This is a genomic window from Leifsonia stereocauli (genome assembly GCF_038432415.1).
GTDB lineage: Bacteria > Actinomycetota > Actinomycetes > Actinomycetales > Microbacteriaceae > Orlajensenia > Orlajensenia stereocauli.
Genome location: NZ_JBCAUN010000001.1, coordinates 1,751,269 through 1,773,544, shown reverse-complemented (window position 1 = coordinate 1,773,544; position 22,276 = coordinate 1,751,269). Strand labels below are relative to the sequence as shown.

At 67.9% G+C, this 22,276-nt stretch carries 19 protein-coding genes; 13 read left to right on the top strand and 6 right to left on the bottom strand.

Translation table 11 applies throughout. From position 1 onward, the window contains the following. The first annotated feature begins 134 nt into the window (after nt 1-134). Both AADV74_RS08510 and AADV74_RS08505 read left to right on the top strand, forming a co-directional pair. Nucleotides 135-1,001, top strand: a complete 867-nt coding sequence (locus AADV74_RS08510) for a biotin--[acetyl-CoA-carboxylase] ligase (protein WP_342113019.1) — start codon at nt 135-137, stop codon at nt 999-1,001. 67 nt (nt 1,002-1,068) lie between these two features. Continuing rightward, nucleotides 1,069-1,638 carry a PH domain-containing protein gene (locus AADV74_RS08505; protein WP_342113018.1) on the top strand — a complete coding sequence of 190 codons (570 nt, stop codon included), beginning with the start codon at nt 1,069-1,071 and terminating at the stop codon, nt 1,636-1,638. Here the strand turns inward: AADV74_RS08505 and AADV74_RS08500 are convergent. Continuing rightward, a complete protein-coding gene (locus AADV74_RS08500) occupies nt 1,597-2,109 on the bottom strand; it encodes a GtrA family protein (RefSeq protein WP_342113017.1) in 513 nt (170 codons plus the stop codon). The genes AADV74_RS08505 and AADV74_RS08500 overlap by 42 nt on opposite strands. A 126-nt stretch (nt 2,110-2,235) precedes the next feature. Between AADV74_RS08500 and AADV74_RS08495 the strand changes: the two genes are divergently transcribed. The 6 genes from AADV74_RS08495 (at nt 2,236) to AADV74_RS08470 (ending at nt 9,035) form a co-directional block, all read left to right on the top strand. After that, a complete protein-coding gene (locus AADV74_RS08495) occupies nt 2,236-3,369 on the top strand; it encodes a 5-(carboxyamino)imidazole ribonucleotide synthase (RefSeq protein ID WP_342113016.1) in 1,134 nt (377 codons plus the stop codon). Nucleotides 3,370-3,372: 3 nt separating this feature from the next. After that, the gene (locus AADV74_RS08490) at nt 3,373-4,914 is read left to right on the top strand and encodes a hypothetical protein (RefSeq protein WP_342113015.1); all 1,542 of its coding nucleotides are present in this window, start codon (nt 3,373-3,375) and stop codon (nt 4,912-4,914) included. A gap of 8 nt (nt 4,915-4,922) precedes the next feature. After that, nucleotides 4,923-5,438 carry a 5-(carboxyamino)imidazole ribonucleotide mutase gene (purE, locus tag AADV74_RS08485; RefSeq protein ID WP_342113014.1) on the top strand — a complete coding sequence of 172 codons (516 nt, stop codon included), beginning with the start codon at nt 4,923-4,925 and terminating at the stop codon, nt 5,436-5,438. Between the two features lie 5 nt (nt 5,439-5,443). Further along, nucleotides 5,444-6,811, top strand: coding sequence for an LCP family glycopolymer transferase (locus tag AADV74_RS08480; protein WP_342113119.1), 1,368 nt, complete (start codon nt 5,444-5,446; stop codon nt 6,809-6,811). A 74-nt stretch (nt 6,812-6,885) separates the two neighbouring features. Then, nucleotides 6,886-8,010, top strand: a complete 1,125-nt coding sequence (locus AADV74_RS08475) for an FkbM family methyltransferase (protein WP_342113013.1) — start codon at nt 6,886-6,888, stop codon at nt 8,008-8,010. Continuing rightward, nucleotides 8,007-9,035 carry a glycosyltransferase domain-containing protein gene (locus AADV74_RS08470; RefSeq protein ID WP_342113012.1) on the top strand — a complete coding sequence of 343 codons (1,029 nt, stop codon included), beginning with the start codon at nt 8,007-8,009 and terminating at the stop codon, nt 9,033-9,035. Before AADV74_RS08475 ends, AADV74_RS08470 begins: the two co-directional genes overlap by 4 nt. Nucleotides 9,036-9,050: 15 nt before the next feature. On the opposite strand, the gene AADV74_RS08465 is transcribed toward AADV74_RS08470, so the two are convergent. The 4 genes from AADV74_RS08465 to AADV74_RS08450 form a co-directional block, all read right to left on the bottom strand. Continuing rightward, complete coding sequence (locus tag AADV74_RS08465) at nt 9,051-10,169, bottom strand: glycosyltransferase family 4 protein (protein WP_342113011.1); 1,119 nt, start codon at nt 10,167-10,169, stop codon at nt 9,051-9,053. Beyond that, nucleotides 10,166-11,017, bottom strand: a complete 852-nt coding sequence (gene rfbD, locus AADV74_RS08460) for a dTDP-4-dehydrorhamnose reductase (protein ID WP_342113010.1) — start codon at nt 11,015-11,017, stop codon at nt 10,166-10,168. Before rfbD ends, AADV74_RS08465 begins: the two co-directional genes overlap by 4 nt. 4 nt (nt 11,018-11,021) lie before the next feature. Beyond that, nucleotides 11,022-12,017 carry a dTDP-glucose 4,6-dehydratase gene (rfbB, locus tag AADV74_RS08455; protein ID WP_342113009.1) on the bottom strand — a complete coding sequence of 332 codons (996 nt, stop codon included), beginning with the start codon at nt 12,015-12,017 and terminating at the stop codon, nt 11,022-11,024. 104 nt (nt 12,018-12,121) lie between these two features. Continuing rightward, a complete protein-coding gene (locus tag AADV74_RS08450) occupies nt 12,122-12,883 on the bottom strand; it encodes a class I SAM-dependent methyltransferase (RefSeq protein ID WP_342113008.1) in 762 nt (253 codons plus the stop codon). Between the two features lie 158 nt (nt 12,884-13,041). Here AADV74_RS08450 and AADV74_RS08445 point away from each other — a divergent pair, with 158 nt between their 5' ends. Continuing rightward, on the top strand, nt 13,042-14,202 hold the full coding sequence (locus AADV74_RS08445; RefSeq protein WP_342113118.1) for an acyltransferase family protein: 1,161 nt from the start codon (nt 13,042-13,044) through the stop codon (nt 14,200-14,202). A gap of 59 nt (nt 14,203-14,261) precedes the next feature. Here the strand turns inward: AADV74_RS08445 and AADV74_RS08440 are convergent, their stop codons facing one another. Then, entirely contained in the window at nt 14,262-16,337 is a 2,076-nt protein-coding gene (locus AADV74_RS08440; protein ID WP_342113007.1) for an acyltransferase family protein, read from the bottom strand. 121 nt (nt 16,338-16,458) lie between these two features. Here AADV74_RS08440 and AADV74_RS08435 point away from each other — a divergent pair, with 121 nt between their 5' ends. From AADV74_RS08435 to AADV74_RS08420, 4 genes are all read left to right on the top strand, one after another. After that, entirely contained in the window at nt 16,459-17,373 is a 915-nt protein-coding gene (locus tag AADV74_RS08435; protein WP_342113006.1) for a class I SAM-dependent methyltransferase, read from the top strand. Between the two features lie 49 nt (nt 17,374-17,422). Next, nucleotides 17,423-18,031, top strand: a complete 609-nt coding sequence (locus AADV74_RS08430) for a dTDP-4-dehydrorhamnose 3,5-epimerase family protein (protein WP_342113005.1) — start codon at nt 17,423-17,425, stop codon at nt 18,029-18,031. 3 nt (nt 18,032-18,034) lie between these two features. Beyond that, nucleotides 18,035-18,895, top strand: a complete 861-nt coding sequence (gene rfbA, locus AADV74_RS08425) for a glucose-1-phosphate thymidylyltransferase RfbA (RefSeq protein WP_342113004.1) — start codon at nt 18,035-18,037, stop codon at nt 18,893-18,895. 173 nt (nt 18,896-19,068) lie between these two features. Beyond that, a complete protein-coding gene (locus AADV74_RS08420; RefSeq protein ID WP_342113003.1) occupies nt 19,069-22,269 on the top strand; it encodes a glycosyltransferase in 3,201 nt (1,066 codons plus the stop codon). Nucleotides 22,270-22,276 lie beyond the last annotated feature (7 nt).

The following is a 22,276-nucleotide window of genomic DNA, read 5'->3' as shown; positions in this document are numbered from 1 at the left end:
CTGTTCTCGGTCACGCGGTTCAGCCTATCCGGGGCACCTCCCCGCCGCCCGTTGACGGATGCCTACAAAGATGACCCCGAACCATCGTGATGAGCACCAACCGCTACTCTGAACGCGACGAAGGGACGCCCGTCATGGAATTTCCGCGGAGCACGGCGCTGGCCGCCAGGTTCGAGTACCTCGACGAGGCCGGTTCCACGAACGATGAGCTGGTCGACAGGGCCGTGGGCCCGGATGCCTCGGCGTGGCCGGACCTGTCTGTTCTGGTGACGGGCAGCCAGACCAGCGGACGCGGTCGTCTCGGACGGACGTGGACGGCTCCGGCCGGTCGGTCCCTCGCCATCTCCCTGCTCGTGAGGCCCCGCCTCGCCGACGGATCCGCGCTTCCGGCCGGCAGGCTCGGGTGGCTGCCGCTGCTCACTGGCGCAGCCATGACGCGCGCCGTGCGCGCCAGCGTGAGCGATCATGCCGAGAGGCTCGCGCAGACTCCCGACGACGACGGAGCGCCGGGCTCGATCGACGTCTCCCTCAAGTGGCCCAACGACGTTCTGGTCGACGGCTACAAGGTGAGCGGCATCCTGGCCGAACTGCTTCCGCCGGCACCAGGGGAGAACCCGGGCGGCGTCGTGATCGGTGCCGGCCTCAACCTCGCCCTCGACGAGCACGACCTGCCGACGCTCACCTCGACCTCGATCCTGCTCGTCACCGGCGTCGCCCCAGACCCCGACGAGGTGCTGGCGCTCTACCTCGAGGCATTCACTGAGCTGTACAGGGCTCTGCTCGCCGCCGGCGGCGACCCCGACGTCAGCGGGCTCCACGCCGAGGTCACAGGACTCTGCGGGACCCTCGGCCGCGAGGTGCGGGTGGAGCTCCCGGGTGGTGACGTCCTCATCGGAACGGCCGCCGCGATCGATGCCGACGGACGCCTGGTGGTCGATGACCGCGAGTCCGGCGAGAGCCGGGCCGTCTCCGCCGGTGACGTGACGCACCTGCGCTACTGACCATCGAATCCGGTGACCCGCGTCTGTCGCGCCGGGAACGGGCGCGGCTCTGGGGTATCAATGACCTATGAGCATCGCAGGCGAACCGCCGACCGGAACGACGGGCCCCACCGTCCCGGCCGAGCGTATTGTCGCGCGCCTGCGCAGGCACTCGCGGGCTCTGTTCTGGCCGTCGCTGCTCCTCATCGTCGCCTGCGGGGTGGCCGGCTACGGCCTGCCCCGGCTGACTGAGACCTGGGCTCAGATCGCAGCGTGGGGTGCGCTCGCCGTCGTCATCCTGTTCGGCTGGCTGTTCCCGGTGCTCTGGTGGCTCGGCCAGCGCACGACAGTGACGTCGCGTCGGGTCATCGTGCGGAGCGGCTTCTTCGTGCGCGTGCGCCAGGAGGTGCTGTACTCGCGCATCTATGACGTGAGCGTGCGCACCTCGTGGCTGCAGAGCGCCTTCCGCAGCGGCGACGTACTGATCAACACCGGCGCGGATCGTCCCGTGGTGCTGCGGGACGTGCCGGGAGCAGCGCTGGTCCAGCGCTCCCTTCACGATCTGACCGACACCGCCCACGGCAGCGGAACCCGCATGCGCTGGCAGGAGGAGCCGTCAGCGCTCCCCGACCAGTCCGTCGTCTGGGGCGGCCGGTAGCAGCGAGGCGGCCGTGGGCGACGTGCGGTGGGGTGCGAACACCCAGAGGCGATAGGCGACGAAGCGGAACGCGGCGCCGAGGGCGAGGCCGACGACGTTCGAGGAGATGTTGTCGGCGAGCACCGACGTGAAACCGAGTACGTAGTGCGAGAGCCAGAGGCACGCGAGGCCGATGACCATGCCGATGATGCTGACCACGAAGAACTCGACACCCTCACGAGCCGTACTCGTCGAACGCCGATCGGCGAAGGTCCAGTAACGGTTGCCCATCCAGTTCACGAATATGGCCAGCACCGTGGAGATGACCTTCGCGATGAGAGGTCCCGTGTGCACCTCCTCCGGGGAGAGCACCGTGGCACGCAGCAGGTTGAACACGCCGACATCCACGAGGAACCCGACGGCCCCAACGGCGCCGAAGCGGCCCAGCTGCGCAGCGAGCACGCGCCATCCGCCGGTCGTGGTCGTTGTCATGACTGCATCCAAGAGGAAAGGGGATGGGCGAAGATAGACGTGCGCAGGGAAGTCTAACCATCGCGCAGCAAGCCAATCTGAATGCCGGCTGCGGATGTACTCCGTGAGCTGAGAGCCTGGAGAGACGTGACGATGATCGTTGGTGTGATCGGTGCGGGGCAGCTCGCCCGCATGATGATTCCTGCTGCAGTGGAGCTCGGCATCGAGCTGCGCGTGCTCGCCGAGGCCGATGGGATGTCGGCCGGACTCGCCGCCGTCGGCGTCGGGGACTACCGCGACCGCGATGCCGTGCTGGCCTTCGCCGACACCGTCGACGTGCTCACCTTCGACCACGAGCACGTCCCGCAGGAGATCCTGCGGGAGCTCGTCGAACGCGGCGTCGCCGTGCACCCCGGCCCCGACGCCCTGCTCTACGCCCAGGACAAGCTGCTCATGCGCCAGAAGCTCGCGGAGCTCGGCCTGCCCGTCCCCGACTGGGCCCGAGTCGAGAACTCGGAGGAACTCGCGGCCTTCCTGGCCGACCACGGTGGACACGCTGTCGTCAAGACGCCGCGCGGCGGGTACGACGGCAAAGGTGTTCGCGTGGTGCGGGCGCCGCACGAGGCAGACGACTGGTTCGCCGAGCTGGGCGGCGAGGGCGGCGACGCACTGCTGGTCGAGGAACTCGTGGACTTCAGCCGGGAACTCGCCCAACAGGTCGCACGTCGCCCGTCGGGCGAGATCGTGGCGTGGCCGTTGGTCGAGACCGTCCAGACGGATGGTGTGTGCAGCGAGGTCATCGCGCCTGCGCCGCACTCGTCCGGTCGCCTGGCCGACCTGGCCAGGCAGATCGCCGTCACCGTCGCCGAGGGCATCGGCGTCACGGGAGCTCTCGCCGTCGAGCTCTTCCAGACCACCGATGGACGGCTGCTCGTGAACGAGCTCGCGATGCGCCCGCACAACAGCGGCCACTGGTCGATGGACGGTTCGACGACGGGCCAGTTCGAGCAGCACCTGCGCGCCGTGCTCGACCTTCCGCTCGGATCGACGGCGACCCACGAGGAGTGGTCCGTCATGGTGAACATCCTCGGGGGACCGGCGGCGGGCTCGCTCGCCGACCGGTACGCGACCGTGATGTCCCGGCATCCGTCGGTCAAGGTGCACAACTACGGCAAGGCCCCACGCCCCGGCCGCAAGGTCGGCCACGTGACGGCCGTCGGAGACGACCTCGACGACGCGAGCTACCAGGCTCGGGCCGCCGCGGCCTGCTTCCGCGACTGAGCCATGACGACGACTGACATCCCGAGCGCACGCATGCCCTCGGACGGGGCCCGCCCGGCGGCGCTCCGCTGGTACATGTACGTGATGCTCGCCTCCGTGCTCTTCGTCGTCGCTGCCGGAGTGGCGAAGGGGTTCGGATCACCACCGCTGGTGACGGCGGACGAAACGGGCCACCTCGACTACGCCTACCAGCTCTGGCACGGGCATCTTCCCGTCTTCGAGGACGGCGTCGTCATCGCGCCCCCATTCGGAGACAGTCCGCCAGTCCAGTGGGTGGCGCAGCATCCGCCGCTCTTCTACGCGATCATGGCGCCCATCGTCGGTCCGCTGATCGACGGTGGGCACTACTTCGCGGCCGTGATGGCCGGCCGATCCGTGAATGCCGTCATCGCGGGAGCGGTCGTCTTCTGCGTGTGGTGGGCGGCGCGTCGGATGTGGCCGCGGAACCCGGCCGTGGCGGCCGTCTCCTCCATCACCGCCGGAATGATGGGCATGATCGTCCTGGTCGGAGGCGCGATCTACAACGACCTGATCACCGTGGTCTTCGCCGCACTCGCGCTGGGGCTGGCGGCGACAGTGATCCGGGACGGGCTCCGGCCGTGGCTCGTCGCCGGCCTGGCCCTCGTGGCGGCCGGTGGCATGCTCAGTCGACTGTCGTTCGGCGTCTTCGTCGTGGCGATCGTCGCCGCGATCATCGTGGCGCCGTCCACGCATCGCTGGCCCCGGGCGTGGGCTGTCCGCATCGCATCGGCCGCGATCGTGGGCGGGGCGGCGGTGCTGGCCTCGGGGTGGTTCTACCTGAGGAACATCGCTTTGACCGGAAACGTGTCGGGGGGTCATCCCGAATGGTCCCAGGAGCACTTGGGCCGCCGAGTCCGGGCCGTCAGCGACGTCGTCCTCGACCCCGAGTTCTGGGGCGGCCTGTTCTCCCTGTACCGCTACAACCTGCCGCGCGGGTGGCTCGACCACTGGGTGCTTCTCCTCGTTCCGGTGCTGTTGGCGGCGACGGGCGCCGTCTGGGCGATCCGGCGGATGGTCCGTGCGCGCTCGGTCCACCGGGCGGAGGTCTGGATCGGTCTGATGCTGCTGGGTGTGTTCGCGGCCACCCTTCTGCTGCAGGTGCAGTACGTCGCCGGGGGCGGAGGGGCGAACACGCGCTACACGCTTCCGCTGGTTCCGATCATCGCCCCGATCGTGGCCTACGGGCTGACCACCTGGAGGCGGGGGGCGAGCGTGCTCACCGGGCTGTGGGTGAGCTTCGCGTTCCTCGTGTACCGGACGACCATCCACGTGGACTACGCGACGAGTTCGGCGTGGGCTTCGGGGTTCACCCGGGTCGCCTTCCTGGTCTCGGCTGTCGCGGCCGTCAGCGTGATCGCACTGTTCGCGGTCGGGCACCACGAGGAATGGCGAGATCGCGGCATCCGGGGCATCGGGACGGGCGTCGTGGGGAACGGAGATGAGCCCGAGACCGAGTCGAGCGTGCCTCGGCCCGAAACAACCGTCGACGGCGCGCGTGCCACTGCGGCGATCTCCCAGATCTGAGACCTAGCATGGAACCCATGCCCAATCCCGAAGCGCCCCCTGTCGTCGGCATCGTCATGGGATCAGACTCGGACTGGTCGGTGATGAGCGATGCCGCGCAGACACTGCGCGAGTTCGGCGTGCCCTTCGAGGTGCAGGTCGTCTCGGCGCACCGCACCCCGCGCAAGATGATCGACTACGGCACTGATGCTCACGCGCGCGGCCTCAAGGTCATCATTGCGGGTGCAGGCGGAGCCGCCCACCTGCCCGGCATGCTCGCCTCCGTCACGGTGCTCCCCGTCGTCGGGGTGCCCGTGCCGCTCAGCAGGCTGGACGGACTGGACTCCCTGCTCTCGATCGTGCAGATGCCGGCCGGTGTCCCTGTGGCGACGGTGTCCATCGGCGGGGCGAAGAACGCCGCGCTTCTCGCCGTGAAGATCCTCGCGACAGCCGATGATGCTCTCGCTGACAAGCTCGCCGCCTACGCTGACGACCTCGCCGCCCTCGTGGAGAAGAAGAACACGGACCTGCAGTCCCAGCTATGAGCACCATGACATCCGTGGCGAGTCCGATCCGCTACCCGAACACCACATCCTCCGAGGTGATGACTCGCCGCGCCTGGTGGCTGGTCGTGCTCAACTTCCTGCTCCCCGGATCGCCGCAGGTCCTCGCCGGCAGCCGACGCCTCGGGCGCTTCGGCCTCGTCACCACCTTCATCCTGTGGGGTATCGTCGCGCTGCTCGCCGTCGGGTGGTTCATCGCTCGCACGGCCGTGTACACGATGTTCAGCACATCGCTCACGCTCTGGGTCATCGCGATCGTCCTCGTGTTCTACGCGGTCGTGTGGGTGATCCTCGGCCTCGACACGCTGCGCCTCGTCCGCCTCGTCCGCACTGCGCCGTCGGCACGTGCCTGGATCGGAGGCCTGACGGCGGTCCTGATGCTCTTCCTGAGCGTGGGAGCCGGCTACGGCGCCTATCTCGCCACTTCGGCGAGCGGATTCCTCTCGACGGTGTTCCAGGCCGGTCCGAGCGTCCCGCCCATCGACGGCAAGTACAACATCCTGCTCCTGGGCGGCGACGCAGGACCTGACCGCGATGGTCTCAGGCCCGACAGCATCTCGGTCGTGAGCATCGACTCGACGACGGGCAAGGCCGTCATGGTCGGTCTTCCCCGCGACCTCCAGTACGCTCCGTTCTCGCCGGGACCGATGGCCGACAAGTACCCGGACGGATACGGCTACGACGATGTCTGCGACGTGGACGTCTGTCAGCTGAACTCGATCTACACCGAGGTGGAGCTCAAGAGTCCCGAGATGTACCCGGACGCCGCGGCCCTCGGCAGCGAGCCCGGCATCGAGGCCATGCGCGACGCGGCGGAGGGCATCACCGGCCTGCCGATCCAGTACTTCGTGCTGATCGACATGCAGGGCTTCTCGGACCTGATCGACGCCCTCGGGGGCGTCGACATCCAGGTGACCGATCGGGTTCCGCTGGGCGGTGACGAGGAGTTGAACGGTGTCGCCGAGTGGTTCGAGCCCGGGATGCAGCACATGGACGGCTACCACGCCACGTGGTACGCACGTTCGCGCCACGGCTCCAGCGATTACGACCGCATGCAGCGCCAGCGCCAACTTCAGGACGCCGTCCTGAAGCAGTTCAATCCTGCCAACGTGCTCGCCAAGTTCCAGGGCATCGCCTCGGCCGGGGCCCAGGTCGTGAAGACGGACATCCCGCAGAGCATGCTGGGGTACTTCGTCGACCTGGCGTCGAAGACCAAGGAACTGCCGGTGACCAACCTCGAGATGGTGCCGCCGGACGTAGACCCCACTGAGCCCGACTACGGCTGGATCCAGCAGACTGTGAAGACAGCGGTCTTCCCACCCAGCCCCGAGCCGACGGAGCAGCCCACCGGCTGATCGGTGGGATCGCACCGAAGGTCGACGATGACGAAAGAGGACACTCCCATGGAGAATCTCGAACGGCTCTGCCCATGACAGGCGACGTGGCGTGGATCACCTCTCGGATCGGGTACCCGATCGCGGTGGATCCGAGTGACGCGCGGGGACAGACGCTCGTGAAGACGGACGGTGCGTTCAACGTCGATTCCCACCGCCTCTGGGAGACCCTGGTCGGATTGCAGACCTGGGACATCGTGGTGGACGTGGGCTGCAACTACGGCGAGATGATCTCTTCGGTCGATCTCTCGTCCGTCGGTCGCGTGGTCGCCTTCGAACCGAACTCGCGGATCCTGCCCTTTCTGAGGCGCACCATCGACGAACTGCCGTGGGCGGTCGAGCTGGTGGAAGCGGCTGTCGCCGACCACGAGAGCGAGGCCGAGGACTTCGCCGACGACCTGTCGTGGTCGGGCTCTTCGCGACTGGGGGACGATCTGGAGGCGACGGCGGCATCGCACGACGTCGCCATCACGGAGGTGCGCGTCACGACCCTGTCTGCTGCGATCGGAGACTCGGCCGGCAAGTCGGCGTGCATCAAGATCGACGTCGAAGGCCGCGAACAGCTCGTCCTCGACGGGGGGATCGCGTTCTTCGACCGCCTCGCCCATGCCGTGGTCATGATCGAGATCCTCCACATGCCGAGGGAGACGCTCCTGGGCCTGCGCGACCGATGGACCATCCACGTCTTCGATCGGACGACGGGTGGGCTCCTCAGATTGCCCGACGAGGACGCCGTCGCCGAACGGATCCTCGATTCCCGGTGGATCTACCCGCAGGACGCCGTCCTCGTTCCCCGAGCGGAACGTCACTCGGCAGCGATCGACGCGTACGGAGAACCGACGGGCTCCGACGCGCTCCTGCTGATGGGGGTCCTCGAGGACCGCACACGTTCGCTCTCCGAGCGCGATGCCACGATCGAACGTCAGGCCGGTGCCCTCGGCAGCAGGGACCACCAGCTCGCCCAACTCCGCGCCCAAGTGGAGACACTGGCGGCCGAGTCGGACCGAGAACAGCTCGAGGCTGCTGCGGTCCGGGCCGAGCTCGAGGCGTTGCGTGGTGAACGTGCGGCCTGGCTCGGGAGCCGCTCCTACTGGTTGACGCGTCCGCTGCGCGCCCTTACTGCGACGATCGGGCGGGTATCCCCGCGAGGTCGCCGGTGAGACGGATCGTCTATCGCGTGCTCCTCGGCGGGTACGAGTCGCTGAACGAGCTCGACGACGTGGACCTCGGCGACGTCGAGGCCATCCTCCTGACCGACGATGCGCACCTGACCAGCCGCACCTGGACTGTTCACCAGGTCGCGCCGGAGTTCCCCGATGACCCAGTGCGGAGCCAGCGGCTGCTGAAGATCTGCGGGCATCCGGCGCTCGGAACGTTCGACGAGTCGCTCTACATCGACAACACCGTCGAGCTGCGAGTGGCGCCCGGCGCCCTGCTCGACGCATGGCTGAGCGAACCGGCGACCGACATCGCCCTCCCGCTCCACGACTATCGCGACTCGGTCGCCGACGAGTTCACCCAGGTGCTCGCGCTCGGACTGGATGATGCCGCCCCGGTGCGCGAGCAGCTCAGCGCCTATGGGCGGACGGCATCAGAGATCCTCCTGCAACGTCCGTACTGGACCGCGATCCTGGCTCGCCGCACTGGTGATGCCCTCGACTCGCGTATGCGCATCTGGGCCGATCACGTGCTCCGGTACTCGCGCCGGGACCAGCTCTCTGTCAATCTGGCATTGGACTCGACGGAGATCGCGGTCGCAGGGATCGACCTGACCGCCCACGAATCGCCCTGGCATCGCTGGCCGGTGGACTCCGGGCGGCCCGAGGGCGGCGGCCGCTTCGTGGGGCCGACGTCCGCCAGTCTCGTGCTCGAGATGAGACGCCTTCGGGAGCGCCTGGAGAAGGCCGGCGTCGCGGCGGCCGAGGGACTGCGAGTCCGGGAGGCGCTGGCCAGCGAGGTTGCGGGAGCGACGGCTCGGGCGGCCGAACGCGACCTCGAGATCCGCGGGCTCAGGGCGGAGCGGGCAGCCCTGGAGGGGGACCGCGATGCCGCGCTTCACCGGGCGCGATCCGCAGCGGAGGAGGCTGACGGATTGCGAGACCAGAACGCGGCATTGAAGGCGAGCACATCGTGGCGATTGACCGCACCCCTGAGACGTGTCTCGCGCTGGGTGCGACGCGGCTGACAGGAACGCGGGCGACTAGAGGTCGGCGTGCAACTGCCAGAGGCGCTCGCCGGTGTCACGCCAGGTGAAGAGGCGGGCGCGGTCGCTGCCGGTCAGCCCGAGCAGGCTCCGTCGCTCGTCGTCGGCGAGCAGGGACTCGATCGCCGACGCCAGGCGATCCGGGTAGATCTCGGGGTCCGAACGGTCCACGGAGACTCCGGCATCGCCCGCGAGCTCGATGAGCGCTGGAGCATCCGAATGGACCACGGGTATCCCGAGTCGGAGCGCATCGAGGAGCGGGGCTCCGAAGCCGTCGTCGATCGTCGGCAGTACGAACAGCTGCGAGCGGGAGAGCACGATGGCGCGGTCGGCGTCGTCGATGTCGCCCAGGAAGAGCACGTCGGGGGAGTGGAGCGCCTCCGGGGCGTCCTGTCGGGCCTCCGGCCCGCCGGCATCGAGCACGACGAGGGGGACCCCCAGGCCGCTGCGTGCCAGTCCGGTCGCGAGACTCTCGAGGCCCTCCCTGGGGTCGAGCGAACCCGACGCCACGATGTAGGACGACGGGAGCCCCAGCGAACGTGCGCGGGCGTCACCGTCTGAAGGGACGGACAGCATGGGTCGTCCGGCGCCGGGGATGACTCGGATGCGGTCACCCAGGTCGCTGATCTCGGCGAGTTGTTCTGCGACGGCGTGACTCGGTACCACGACGGCATCGGCGTGCTTGCGTGCACGCCGAAGCAGCGCCTTCGTCCCCGCGACGGATGTCGCGCCGATCGACTCCGGGCGGGTCCAGGCGAACACATCGTGCACCGTCACGGAGATCTGGTCGCCGTTGTCGCGGCGGTGACGGGTGAGCGGTGCCATCAGGCTGGGGGCGTGAACCAGACCGGACCCGGACGAGCCGACGACGCCGAGCTGCCACGCGATGGCGAGTTCGCGGCTGCCCAGTGTCGCGCTGTGGACCGCCGATATCCCGGGGAGCGCGCTCGTGAGCCGCGCCTCGACCTCATTCGTCGTCGACGACGTGATGCCCTCGACATCGCAGTCCTGGGGAGCGGTCGCGATGAGGGCCCGGGTGAGCTCGGTCGTATAGCGTGCGAGCGCATCGGACGGCGACGCCACGAGTGCGTCCATCACCACGCGCAATGTGGTCATGATGAGCTGAGCGCGCCCGACTCGACGGCGCCGTGAAGCGCTTCGCGCCAGTCGCGCATGGGGCTGATGCCGACACGAGCCCAGCCGTCGTGTCCGAGCACGGAGTATCCCGGGCGTGGAGCGGGGCGTACGAACTGAGAGCTGTCGGTCGGGGTGATCCTCTGCGGATCGAGTCCTGACTCCTCCAGCACGGCCTGGGCGAAGTCGAACCAGCTGGCGCTGCCGGAGTTCGTGCCGTGGTAGATGCCGGCCGGGGCGTCGGAGTCCAGGAGCAACACGATCTGGCGGGCGAGGTCTCCGGTCCACGTCGGCTGGCCGACCTGGTCGTCGACGACCGACCAGGTGTCGCGGCCTGCGGCGATGGCGAGCATCGTCTTGGCGAAGTTGGGCCCGCCGGCCCCGTAGAGCCAGGCCGTACGCACGATGTACGTGCCGTCGGGGTTCGCCTCCAGTGCCAGCCGCTCACCTGCGGCCTTGGTGCGCCCGTAGGCCGAGATGGGGTCGTGCGGCTCCCCTTCGGCGTAAGGCGAGGCGGCCGAGCCGTCGAAGACGTAGTCGGTCGAGACCTGAACCAGGCGGGCGCCCTGCTCTGCCGCCGCCATGGCGAGATTCGCAGCGCCTGTCGCATTCACGGCGTAGGCCGCCTCCTCGTCCGACTCGGCGTCGTCGACCTTGGTGTAGGCGGCCGCGTTGATCACGACGTCATGGCCTGTGACAGCACTGCGCACGGCGTCCAGATCGGTGACGTCGAGGTCGGCACGCCCGAGCGCCGTGACGTCGCGCCCTGCGAGAGCGTCCTGCAGGTCGAGTCCGAGCATCCCGGCTGCACCAGTGATCAGATAGCGCATCGGATCACTGACCCTGCGACTTGTAGCGAGCCTCGGTCGCGTCCTTCTGCGGGGCCCACCACGCCTCGTTGTCGCGGTACCACGCGATCGTCTCGGCGAGACCGGTCTCGAAATCGCCGAACCGCGGCGCCCATCCCAGCTCGGTGCGCAGCTTGCTCGAGTCGATCGCGTACCGCATGTCGTGGCCGGGACGGTCGATGACGTGATCGTAGGCGTCGGACGGCTGGCCCAGCTCGGTGAGGATGAGCTCGACGACGTCCTTGTTGTTCTTCTCCCCGTCGGCGCCGATGAGGTAGGTCTCGCCGATCTCGCCCTTCTCGAGGATGGTGAGCACGGCGGAGGAGTGGTCGTCGGCGTGGATCCAGTCGCGCACGTTCTCGCCGGCACCGTAGAGCTTGGGTCGCTCGCCGCGCAGCACGTTCGTGATCTGCCGGGGGATGAACTTCTCGACATGCTGGTAGGGGCCGTAGTTGTTCGAGCAGTTCGAGATCGTCGCCTGCACGCCGAATGAACGCACCCACGCACGCACGAGCAGGTCGCTGCCCGCCTTCGTCGAGGAGTACGGGCTCGACGGGTTGTACGGCGTGTTCTCGGTGAAGCGCGCGGGGTCGTCCAGCTCGAGGTCGCCGTAGACCTCGTCGGTCGAGATGTGGTGGAAACGGATTCCGTGCACGCGCGCAGCCTCGAGCAGCGTGTAGGTGCCGACGATGTTGGTGTCGAGGAACGGACGAGGGTCGTCGAGCGAATTGTCGTTGTGGCTCTCCGCGGCGTAATGAACGACGGCATCGTGTCGGCCGAACAGCTCGCCGACGACGGCGGCATCCGTGATGTCACCCTGGACGAACTCGAATCGGTCTTCAGGCAGGCCGTCGAGAGAGGCACGGTTACCGGCGTAGGTGAGCTTGTCGAGCACAGTCACTGTGTGATCGGTGTGCTCGAGCACGTGGTGGACGAAGTTGGAGCCGATGAACCCGGCTCCGCCGGTGACGAGGATTCTCACGTGTGTTTCCTTCACGCTCGTGACCCTGGGCCCAGACGGCCGTCCGGTCGAGTGGACCCACCAATCCTAGTCAATGGGCATCCACCCGGCCTCCAGGGTCGAGGCTACGGGCGCCGCCCGATCGCCACGAGTCCCGTGCCTCGCCCCTTCGCGAAGCGCTGCAGCAGCATGAAGGGAGAGGTGCCGATGAGGATGGCCGTGCCGAGCACGCGGCTGCGCGGCTGTCCTGTTCGCCCGCTGGCTGCAGTGAGCTCCGTGATGCTGTACTCCGTGTTCGCGAGCTTGCGCTCGTCCCGCCGATTGCGCACCGCCTCGAGTGCGTAGCCGAGGGGCCAGGCATAGACGATCACCTCGACGCCGACGAGCCCCTCCTCCTCCATGAGCGTGCGCAGCATCGGAGGGTCGTAACGGCGGAAGTGTCCGGAACGCACATCGGACGGGCCGAAGCGCTTCGCGAACGCAGGGACCGACAGCACCAGGTGCGCGCCCGACGGAAGGTGAGCGACCCAATCGGCGAGGGCTGCACGATGGTCGTCGATGTGCTCGAGCACCTCGAAGGCGCAGATGACGTCCGGGGCGGGTCCGGGATCGACGTCGTCGAGGAAGCCGTTCGCCACCCGGCCCCCGAGCGGCTCGATGACCTCACGCGCCCGAGCACAGGAGATCGGGTCGGGCTCGACGCCGCGATAGTCGGCGAGGGTGGCGAGGCGGGCACCCATGGCGCCCTCGCCGATGCCCACTTCGACGATGGTCGCGGGTGCGAGGGCCTTCATCACACGCCGGACCACTCGCCAGCGCAACAGGGCTCTGGGTGCGAGCGGGGGAAGTGCGGATGCCGGTACTGCCGGGGCGTTGCTCTGCGTCACGGTATGCGCCTTTCCGAGGTCACTGCCATACTGCCCTGTCCTCCGGCCTCGCGCCATGGCGAGGCCGGCCCCGGGTGGGCGTCGACGGGCGGGAGTCGGTTATCCTGTCGCGACGGCACTGATCGTCGGCGCATCGCCAACGCGTCACCACCCTCCCACTGCATACCTCCGGACGGTTCCCCATCGACAATCCCCGCGGGCGATTCGCCTCCCTCGATGGACTCCGTGGTGTCGCGGCCGTCATCGTGCTCGTGCACCACTGCTTCCTCATGATCCCCGCCCTGGCGGGGCCGTACTACGGGAACCCGTCCGCTGCCGGTGCCCTGTCCTGGCTCGTGTACTCGCCGCTTCACGTGATCTGGGGCGGGACCGAGGCGGTCTATCTCTTCTTCGTGCTGTCGGGACTGGTACTCGGGCTGTCGGTCCGGTCGCGGAACTTCTCGTGGGCGGGGTACTTCCCGTCTCGCCTCGTGCGCCTGTACGTGCCCGTCGCTGCCGCCGTCGTCCTGGCACTCGTCAGCATCAGCCTGGTGTCACGTCTGCCAGTGGCGGACAGCGCGTGGTTGAACGCCCGGCCCGATGGCTACACTCCGGCGGGTCTCGTCCAGGACCTGACTCTCATCGGCGGGGTATCCCGCACGATCAGCCCTCTGTGGTCGTTGCAGTGGGAGATGTTGTTCTCCCTGCTCCTCCCGGTCTACGTCCTCATGGCGGCGCGAGCCCATCTGTGGGTGCAGCTCGCCGCCACTGCGGCACTCGTCACGGTGGGAGCGGTGATCGGCAGTGGAATCCTCGTGTATCTGCCGATGTTCGCTGTCGGCACCGCGCTCGCCGCGAGGTGGGACGAGATCGGGGCCTGGTGCAGGGGCCTGTCCACCGCGACCTGGATCGTCGCGCTGTGCGCGGCGCTGCCGGCGATGGTGTCGTATTGGCTGATCGTTCCCCTGCTGCCGTCCTCGCTGGCCAGATCGGTGTCCCTCCCGATCGCCCTGGCCGGAATCACAGCTCTCATCCTCGCCACGGCCTACTTCGAGCCGATTCGCAGCCTGCTCTCGACGGCGATCTTCCGTTGGTTCGGCATCATCTCCTTCAGCCTCTATCTCGTGCACGAACCCCTCGTCATCGCCTCGGGGTTCCTCTTCGCTCGTCCGGCTGTCGCCATCGTCATCGCCGTACCGGTGAGCATCGCGGTCGCGTACGTATTCCATCTGGCCGTCGAGCGACCCGCGCATCGACTGTCGCGGACCCTGCGGACCCGCTACGGCGCCGCAGCCGAGCCGGTGCCGGTGACGGCGCCTCGGCAGGATGCCGTCAGCTGATCACCATCTGCATGCCGCTCGGACCACCGCCGGCTTCAGGGCTGCAGGACCACTCGCCGTCAGCCCAGGGCGGCGGCGATCCGTTCGCCCAGGTACGGGGCGAGGGTGCGAGCGTAGGTCGCGGTGATGTGCTCGGGGTCGAGGTAGACGATGACGCCGCCGATCGCCATCGGGCACTCGGTGGCCGTGCAGTAGAAGTCGGTCATGTCGACCACCGACGCACCGGGCGTGCGCGCTGCAGCCTCGGCGTTTCCGTCGAAGGCGGCCAACGCGCTGGCACGATCGGTCACACATCCCGTCGCACCTGAAGCGGACTCCTGCTCGACGCAGAGATTGCCCTCGCGGGTGGCACGCGGATTGTCGCGGATGGCGATGATCGGCAGACCCCGTGCGGAGACGGGGGCCCAAGCCTCCGTGAGACCCTCGACCGTGGCGTCCTCGATGGACTCGCCATCGGCGAGGACGGGCGCGTTGGTCGTCGCCGAATGGGTCGTGATCACGCCGTCGAGGTCGGCGGTCTCGTTGATACGCTGCGACACCGCTGCACGCCAGGTCCGGCACGGCTCGATGTCGAAGTCCTTCGTCGCCTGTTCCCTCGTCGTCCAGTAGCATCCGGACTTCCCGGCGACATCGATGCGCCAATTGTGCGACTTCGCGATCTCGGCATACGCGGCGATGAGGGTGTTGTTGTGCGAGTCCCCGACGGCGAACAGGTGCCGGTCGTACCCGCGCTCGGGCCCGAGGGTGCACACGTGCAGTTGGGCGTCGCCGAGACGAGCCCAGCATTCCGGCCGATTGCTGTCATCGGCTGCGACGTTCGCGGGGTCAGGGGTCAGCCGCGTCGGAGCCGGAACTCCCGAGCAGTCGCGAGCCGGGTCCATGGACCGCGCTCCGAAGCACTCCGACCCGGTCGCGGAAGCCGCGACGTCGTAGTTCTCGACGTCGATCGCGTTCTTGATGCGGGGCACGGCGGAGAGCGCCAGCACGACGACCATCGCGACACCCAGCACGATCGCCACCGATCGAGGACGCCGCCTGCCCAGCAGGCGCGGTGAGAAACGCACGGGGTCCTCGATGAACCGGGTCGAGCCCCAGGCGAGCACGAGGGCGGCGATGAGCAGCGCGACCTTCTCGATGGTCGTGAGCGCGTGCCCTGTCGCGAACGGGAGCAGGACCAGGAGCGGCCAGTGCCAGAGATAGGCGCCGTAGGAGACTCGGCCGAGGAAGGCGACGGGCGCGAACCGACCGAGGGTCCCCATGAAGGTGCCGGAACCGGCCGCGATCACGGCCACGGTCGCCAGCACGGGGAGCATGGCCGCCCATCCGGGGAAGGCGGTGGAGCCACTGAACAGGAACGAGGCGGCGACGATCGATGCGAGGGCGATGATCGCCGCCGTCGAACCGATCCGACGACCGAGTTGCACGGATGTGAACGCCAGGAGCGCTCCGGCCCCGAACTCCCAAGCCCGGGTGAACGTCGAGAAGTAGGCGATGCTGGAGATCGCCGACGTCGCCCACAGCGAATAGACGAAGGATGCCGCCACGCAGGCGGCGACCGCCACCAGCAGCGTTCGCCGCGCCTCCCACCGTCTCCACCGGGCAAGAGCCACAGCGCCGATGATCACGAGCGGCAGCAGGATGTAGAACTGCTCCTCCGCCGAGAGGGTCCAGAAGTGCTGGACGGGGGACGGCAGATTCGACGATGCGAGGTAGTCCACTGAATTCGCAGCGAGAGCCCAGTTCTCCACATAGAGAGTGGACGCGGCGACTTCGCCCAGGAACTGGTTCCACAGGCTTCGCGGGACCAGGATGACGGTGGCAACGGCGACAGTCGACAGCACCAGGAGCGACGCGGGAAGCAGGCGTTTAGCACGCCGCGCCCAGAAGGCGCCGACCCCAACGCTGCCAGTCCGCGCGACCTCGGCGAGGAGGTGAGACGTGATGAGGAATCCGCTGATCACGAAGAAGATGTCGACGCCGATGTAGCCACCGGGAAGGCGCAACGGCCAGAGGTGGTACAGCAGGACGGACGCCACGGCGAGAGCCCTCAGGGCCTGGATCTCGGGGCGGAGAATGGTGGCGTGCGGCGTCGGATCGGGTCGGGCCACCGCTGGCTGGGTGGCCGTTTCGGTCATGCACCCATTGTAGGTTCCGGTCTCCGGGCGCACGACGCGCCGGTGATCCGAGCTCCACTGCGGGGTCCTCTCCGGTTCGGCCGATACGCTGGAGCACCGACACAGGGAGGTGGCACTCGTTTTGATACACACGTCCGAGACCCGCAACACCGTCAGCAGCACGCCGATCTCGATTACGAGTGCGGCGTCCTTCGCCAAGCCGGTCCACCTGGTGCCGTCGGCGTGGCATGAACACGCTCCCTTCGCGGCCTGGATCGTCGAAGCAGTCGCACCCGACCTGGTCGTCGAACTGGGAACGCACAACGGGTTCTCCTACTTCCAGTTCTGCGAGAGCATCGCCAGGAGCGGCCTGGACACCAGGGCCATCGCTGTCGACACCTGGGTGGGCGACGATCACGCGGGCTTCTACGGCGAAGACGTGTACGAATCCGTCAAGCGGATCAACGATGCCGACTACGCCCGCTTCTCCACGTTGTTCCGAGGCACCTTCGATGAGGCGCTGTCGGCGGTCGATGACGGTTCCGTCGACCTCCTCCACATCGACGGACGGCACGGCTATGCCGATGTGCGACACGACTTCGACTCCTGGCGGCCGAAGCTGTCGGCTCGCTCCGTCGTTCTGTTCCACGACATCGCCGAGTACGACAACGGATTCGCCGTCTGGCAGCTCTGGGAGGAGCTCACCGAGGAGTTCCCGGGCTTCGGATTCCGCCACGGGCACGGCCTCGGCGTGTTGGTCACGGGTGCGGAGCCGAGCCATGCGGTGCGCACCTTCCTCGAGGACGCCGCCATCCAGCCCGAACTCGTGCGCAGCATCTACGAGGGCCTCGGAGCGCGGGTCGAGCACGACTACGAGGACTCCCTGCGGGTCATCGAGGCGACCCGGCGTATCGCGCAGCTCGAGGGGGAGGTCCACGCGGGGAGGGCAGAGGTCATCGGCCTCCAGCAGCAGTTGGCGGATCTCCGGGGCAGCACGTCGTGGAAGGTGACCAAGCCTCTGCGCGCTGCCCGCTCGCTCGGCCGATCAGACGGGTAGCCCCGCGACCCGGACATCACCCGTTCGGTATCTTCGTTAGACTTCCGGAGTGCAGATCCGCGAATTGACGATCCCCGACAGCTATGAGATCACCCCGAAGCAGTTCGGCGACGACCGTGGAGTCTTCCTCGAGTGGTACCGCTTCGACCGCCTGGAGGAGACGATCGGGCACCCGCTCTCACTCGCACAGGGCAACACGTCGGTCTCGAAGCGTGGCGTGGTCCGCGGAATCCATTTCGCCGACGTGCCGCCGAGCCAGGCCAAGTACGTGACGGCGACGCACGGCGCCGTGATGGACTTCGTCATCGACATCCGCGTCGGATCGCCGACATTCGGCCAGTGGGATTCCGTACTTCTCGACGACACCGACCGCCGCGCCATCTACATCTCGGAGGGCCTGGGCCACTGCTTCATCGCACTCACCGATGACGCGACTGTCAGCTATCTCGTGACGTCCACCTTCAATGCTGGGCGTGAGCACGGGATCAACCCGCTCGACGGCGATGTCGCCCTCGACTTCGGCATGGACGCCGACCAGCTGTTGCTGTCCCCGAAGGACACGGATGCTCCGAGCCTCGCCGAGGCCTCCGCATCCTCACTGCTCCCGACCTGGGACGAGGCACGGGCTTACTACGACTCACTGAACAAGGGGAACTGACCGATGCGCGGCATCATTCTGGCTGGGGGATCCGGCACGCGGCTCTGGCCCATCACCAAGGGCATCTCGAAGCAGCTCATGCCCATCTACGACAAGCCGATGATCTACTACCCCTTGTCGACGTTGATGATGGCCGGCATCCGCGAGATCCTCATCATCACCACTCCCGAGTACAACGAGCAGTTCAAGTCCCTTCTCGGTGACGGCTCCGACCTGGGGATTCGGCTCGAGTACGCCGTGCAGCCTTCGCCCGACGGTCTCGCACAGGCGTTCATCATCGGCGAGGAGTTCATCGGCGATGACAGCGTCGCGCTCGTGCTGGGCGACAACATCTTCCACGGAACGGGTCTGGGCTCCTCGCTGCAGGCGAACACCGAGATCGACGGAGCCCTGATCTTCGCCTACCAGGTGAGCGACCCGACGGCCTATGGCGTCGTGGAGTTCGATGACGCGTTCACCGCCCTCTCCATCGAGGAGAAGCCGGCCGTGCCGAAGAGCAGCTACGCGGTACCCGGCCTCTACTTCTACGACAACACGATCGTCGAGATCGCCAAGACGATCGAGCCGAGCGACCGTGGCGAACTCGAGATCAGCACCGTGAACGAGCGGTATCTGCAGTCGGGCAGACTGCGCGTGCAGGTGCTCGATCGTGGGACGGCCTGGCTCGACACCGGAACCTTCGAGTCGATGATGCAGGCGTCGGAGTACGTGCGCGTCATCGAGGATCGGCAGGGATTCAAGATCGGCTGCATCGAGGAGATCGCGTGGCGCCAGGGATGGATCGATGACGAGCAGCTGGCCGCCCTCGCCCGCCCTCTCATCAAGAGCGGATACGGCTCCTACCTCGCCAGCCTCGCCGGCTGACGCCTTGAGCCATTGCCGTCCGCGACCTCGACGGCGCGTGCCGCTGGTAGAGTCTGTTGGATGTCCTCCGGGACGGTCATCGAGTAAGGAACCCATGAAAACCGCCGCGTCCACGAGCCAGAACGCACCTCTCGTCCCGACGTCGGATCCAGCCCGGCGTGTCTGGTAGCGGTATGGGCCTGCCCCCTGTTCTTCACGACGGTCTCCGACGGTCGCTGGAGACCGCCCACGGCGCCATGAATCGCCGGTTCCCGGAGAGCGCCCGGCGTGTCCGCGGCCGTCAGATCGAGTACGTCCTCCAACGCTCCGGCCTGTTCGATCAGGAGTACTACAGCGCCCAGCTGGGGCGCGAGTTCCCGAACCAGCGTGCGGCGATCCACCACTACGTGACGGCGGGTGCTGAGGCCGGCTTCTCCGTCTCGCCCCTCATCGAGGACGAGTGGTACGCGGCAGCCGCCAAGAAGGACGGGCCGGCGATCTACAGCGTCCTGTTCGACATCCCCTTCCCCCTGACGAGTTCCTCCCCGCTGTTCGACACCGTCGCCTACTGCGTGGAGTCGGGGATCACCCCGCCGTCCACTCTCGGGGCCCTGCAGCACTTCATCGCCACCGCCACCGACGACTCCCCGTTGCCCATCAGTGCATCCGAGCGGGCGCGACGGAGGACAGGCTCCTGGGGGGTCGAACGTCGCAAGGCCATCGAGCGGGCTCAGGCGTTCGCGTCCCAGTCCGCCGCCCAACGCACGCGGCAGCATCCACTGACGGCGGAGGATTCCCAGCTGTCGGTCGCGTGGGCGCAGGCCCACCGCTCGGCGGCGGTGGGTGCGCCCCCGGCGCCCGGAGCCCGCCCGAGTGTCTCGATCGTCATGCCGGCGCGCAACAGGGCCAGCATGATCGGGGACGCCATCAGCTCCGTGCAGGCGCAGACGCGCGGCGACTGGGAGCTGATCATCGTCGACGATGGGTCGGACGACGACACTCTCGCGGTCATCGAGAGCGAGGCGAGTCGCGATCCGCGCATCGTCGTGGTCAGCCAGCCTGCGCTCGGTGTGTCGGCGGCTCGCAACACCGCTGTCGCGCACGCCCACGCCGATGTTGTCGCCTTCCTCGACTCCGACAATTCGTGGATGCCGGACTTCCTCGATCTGGCCCTCGCCGGCATGCAGGAATCGGGATCGCGGTTCGTCTTCACGGCACTGACCCGGCACCAGCCGAACGGCGTGGTGTTCTATCAGGGCCTCCCGACCGATCACCAGCACCTCCTCGACGGCGGCAACTCCATCGACCTGAACATCATGGTCGTCGACGTCGAGCTCATCAAACAGGCCGGTGGATTCGATGTCGGCATCCGCCGCTGGGTCGACTACGACCTCATCCTCCGTCTCGCCGAGATCGAGGCGCCGCATTTCCTCCCGTTCATCGGCGCCGACTACAACGACGGCACGAACGCCCATGACCGCATCACCAGCCGAGAGCCGGAGGGCTGGGAGAAGGTCGTCATCGCGAAGAACCTGATCAGCTGGCCCACAGCCGAGCGGGTCCATGATCGGGTGTCGATCGCCATGCCCATCTTCGAGGACTGGGCGATGACCGATCGCGCCGTTCGGGCCGTTCTGGCCAACTCGGGAGAGACCGATCTCGAGTTGATCCTGGTGGACAACGGGTCCCGACGCTCCGTCGGTGCGATCCTGCAGGGTCTCTGGGGTGCCCACCCACAGGTCCGCTTCCATCGGCTTCCTCGGAACCACAACTTCGCCCTCGCCTCGAACTACGCCGCCGCCGCGTCGACCGGTGAGTTCATCGTGTTCCTCAACAACGACACCGAGGTCACGAGTGGCTGGCTCCAGCCGCTGCTGGAACGCCTGCGTGCGGATCCGGATGTCCTGGGTGTCCAACCCGTGCTGCTCTACCCCGACGACACCATCCAGGCAGCAGGCACCGTGTTCGGCGGGCCCCGGATGCTGCCATGGCACTTCCTGGCCGGGCATCCGCGGGAGGACGTAGACCGCGCGGGCGACCACGACTTCGCGGCCATCACCGCCGCCTGCATGGCCATGCGCGCCGATGACGTGATGCAGTCCCGAGGCTTCGACACCATCTTCGAGAACGGGTTCGAGGATGTCGACCTCTGCCTCCGGCTCGGGGAGACGCGCGGCGGCCACTTCGTCGTGGCGCGGGACGCGACCGTCTACCACCACGAGAGCAAGTCGCCCGGCCGGTTCCGCCGCGGCGAGCAGAACCGCAAGATCTTCCTCGAGCGCTGGGCCGACTCCCTCAGCATCGACGACAGGTGGCGCTACGCGTCGGCCGGATTCGACGTCGCGCACGTGGATCCCGGGCACTCCTACCAGACCGCGCGCGTGGCTGACTCCCGTCCCGTCGTCGTGCGCCCACCGCGCACGATCGAGAGCGGAGCACGAGCGGGGCAGCCGCAACTCCGTTGGGCGATCAAGACCGCAGCCCACGCGGGTCCGAGAGGTGATTTCTGGGGCGACACATTCTTCGCCGCCGATCTCGCGCGCGCGCTCGAGACCAGCGGGCAGGAGGTCGTCGTCGATCGACGGGACGCGCACGAGCGTGCAGCCCGCCATCTGGACGACGTGGTCGTCGTCCTCCGCGGACTCGACGTGGTCGTGCCCCAGCCCGGCGCCGTGAATGTGCTGTGGATCATCAGTCACCCCGAGCTCGTCACCGCCGAGGAGGTGAGGTCTTTCGACCTCGTCTATGCGGCGAGCGAGTTGTGGGCTGCACATGCTTCTGCCAAGTTCGGCAAACACGTCGCGCCCCTGCTGCAGGCCACCAACAGTTCGCGCTTCACCCCCGCTGTGGGCTCGCCCGACACGGGCCACGAGGTCGTCTTCGTCGGATCCACCAGAGGTGTCGAGCGTCCGATCGTCCAGTTCGCCGTGGACTCCGGCGTTGAGCCGGCGATCTACGGTCCGGGATGGGCCGGTCGCATCGACCCGGCCCTCGTGCACGCCGAGCGCGTCAGCCCCGACGAGGCCGCCAGGCTCTATCGCAGCTCCTCCTGGGTGCTGAACGACCACTGGCCTGACATGGCGGCACTCGGCTTCCTCTCCAATCGCGTGTTCGACGCGTTGGCAGCCGGCGCCCGGGTGATGTCGGACGAGATCAACGGGATGCCGGACGATCTGGCGGGATTCGTCACCGTCGTCCGCTCGGCCGATGACATCGCCGCCAACGTGGCCGAACGCACATCCTGGCCCTCCGCCGACGACGTCATGCTGGCCTCCGAGCACGTGCGCCTCCACCACAGTTTCGAAGCTCGGGCCGAGACGCTGCTCACCGACGTGCTCCTGGCCCGTTCGGCGCACCCCCGCGGCGTGCAGGCGGAACGAGTTCACCCGGCCTGAGTCCGGT

Coding starts and splice junctions, on each gene's coding strand:
- AADV74_RS08490 (WP_342113015.1), top strand. CDS start 3,373: ATGACGACGACTGACATCCCGAGCGCACGCATGCCCTCGGACGGGGCC.
- rfbA (WP_342113004.1), top strand. CDS start 18,035: ATGCGCGGCATCATTCTGGCTGGGGGATCCGGCACGCGGCTCTGGCCC.
- AADV74_RS08480 (WP_342113119.1), top strand. CDS start 5,444: ATGACATCCGTGGCGAGTCCGATCCGCTACCCGAACACCACATCCTCC.
- rfbD (WP_342113010.1), bottom strand. CDS start 11,017: ATGCGCTATCTGATCACTGGTGCAGCCGGGATGCTCGGACTCGACCTG.
- AADV74_RS08420 (WP_342113003.1), top strand. CDS start 19,069: ATGGGCCTGCCCCCTGTTCTTCACGACGGTCTCCGACGGTCGCTGGAG.
- AADV74_RS08500 (WP_342113017.1), bottom strand. CDS start 2,109: ATGACAACGACCACGACCGGCGGATGGCGCGTGCTCGCTGCGCAGCTG.
- AADV74_RS08505 (WP_342113018.1), top strand. CDS start 1,069: ATGAGCATCGCAGGCGAACCGCCGACCGGAACGACGGGCCCCACCGTC.
- purE (WP_342113014.1), top strand. CDS start 4,923: ATGGAACCCATGCCCAATCCCGAAGCGCCCCCTGTCGTCGGCATCGTC.
- AADV74_RS08475 (WP_342113013.1), top strand. CDS start 6,886: ATGACAGGCGACGTGGCGTGGATCACCTCTCGGATCGGGTACCCGATC.
- AADV74_RS08440 (WP_342113007.1), bottom strand. CDS start 16,337: ATGACCGAAACGGCCACCCAGCCAGCGGTGGCCCGACCCGATCCGACG.
- AADV74_RS08465 (WP_342113011.1), bottom strand. CDS start 10,169: ATGACCACATTGCGCGTGGTGATGGACGCACTCGTGGCGTCGCCGTCC.
- AADV74_RS08510 (WP_342113019.1), top strand. CDS start 135: ATGGAATTTCCGCGGAGCACGGCGCTGGCCGCCAGGTTCGAGTACCTC.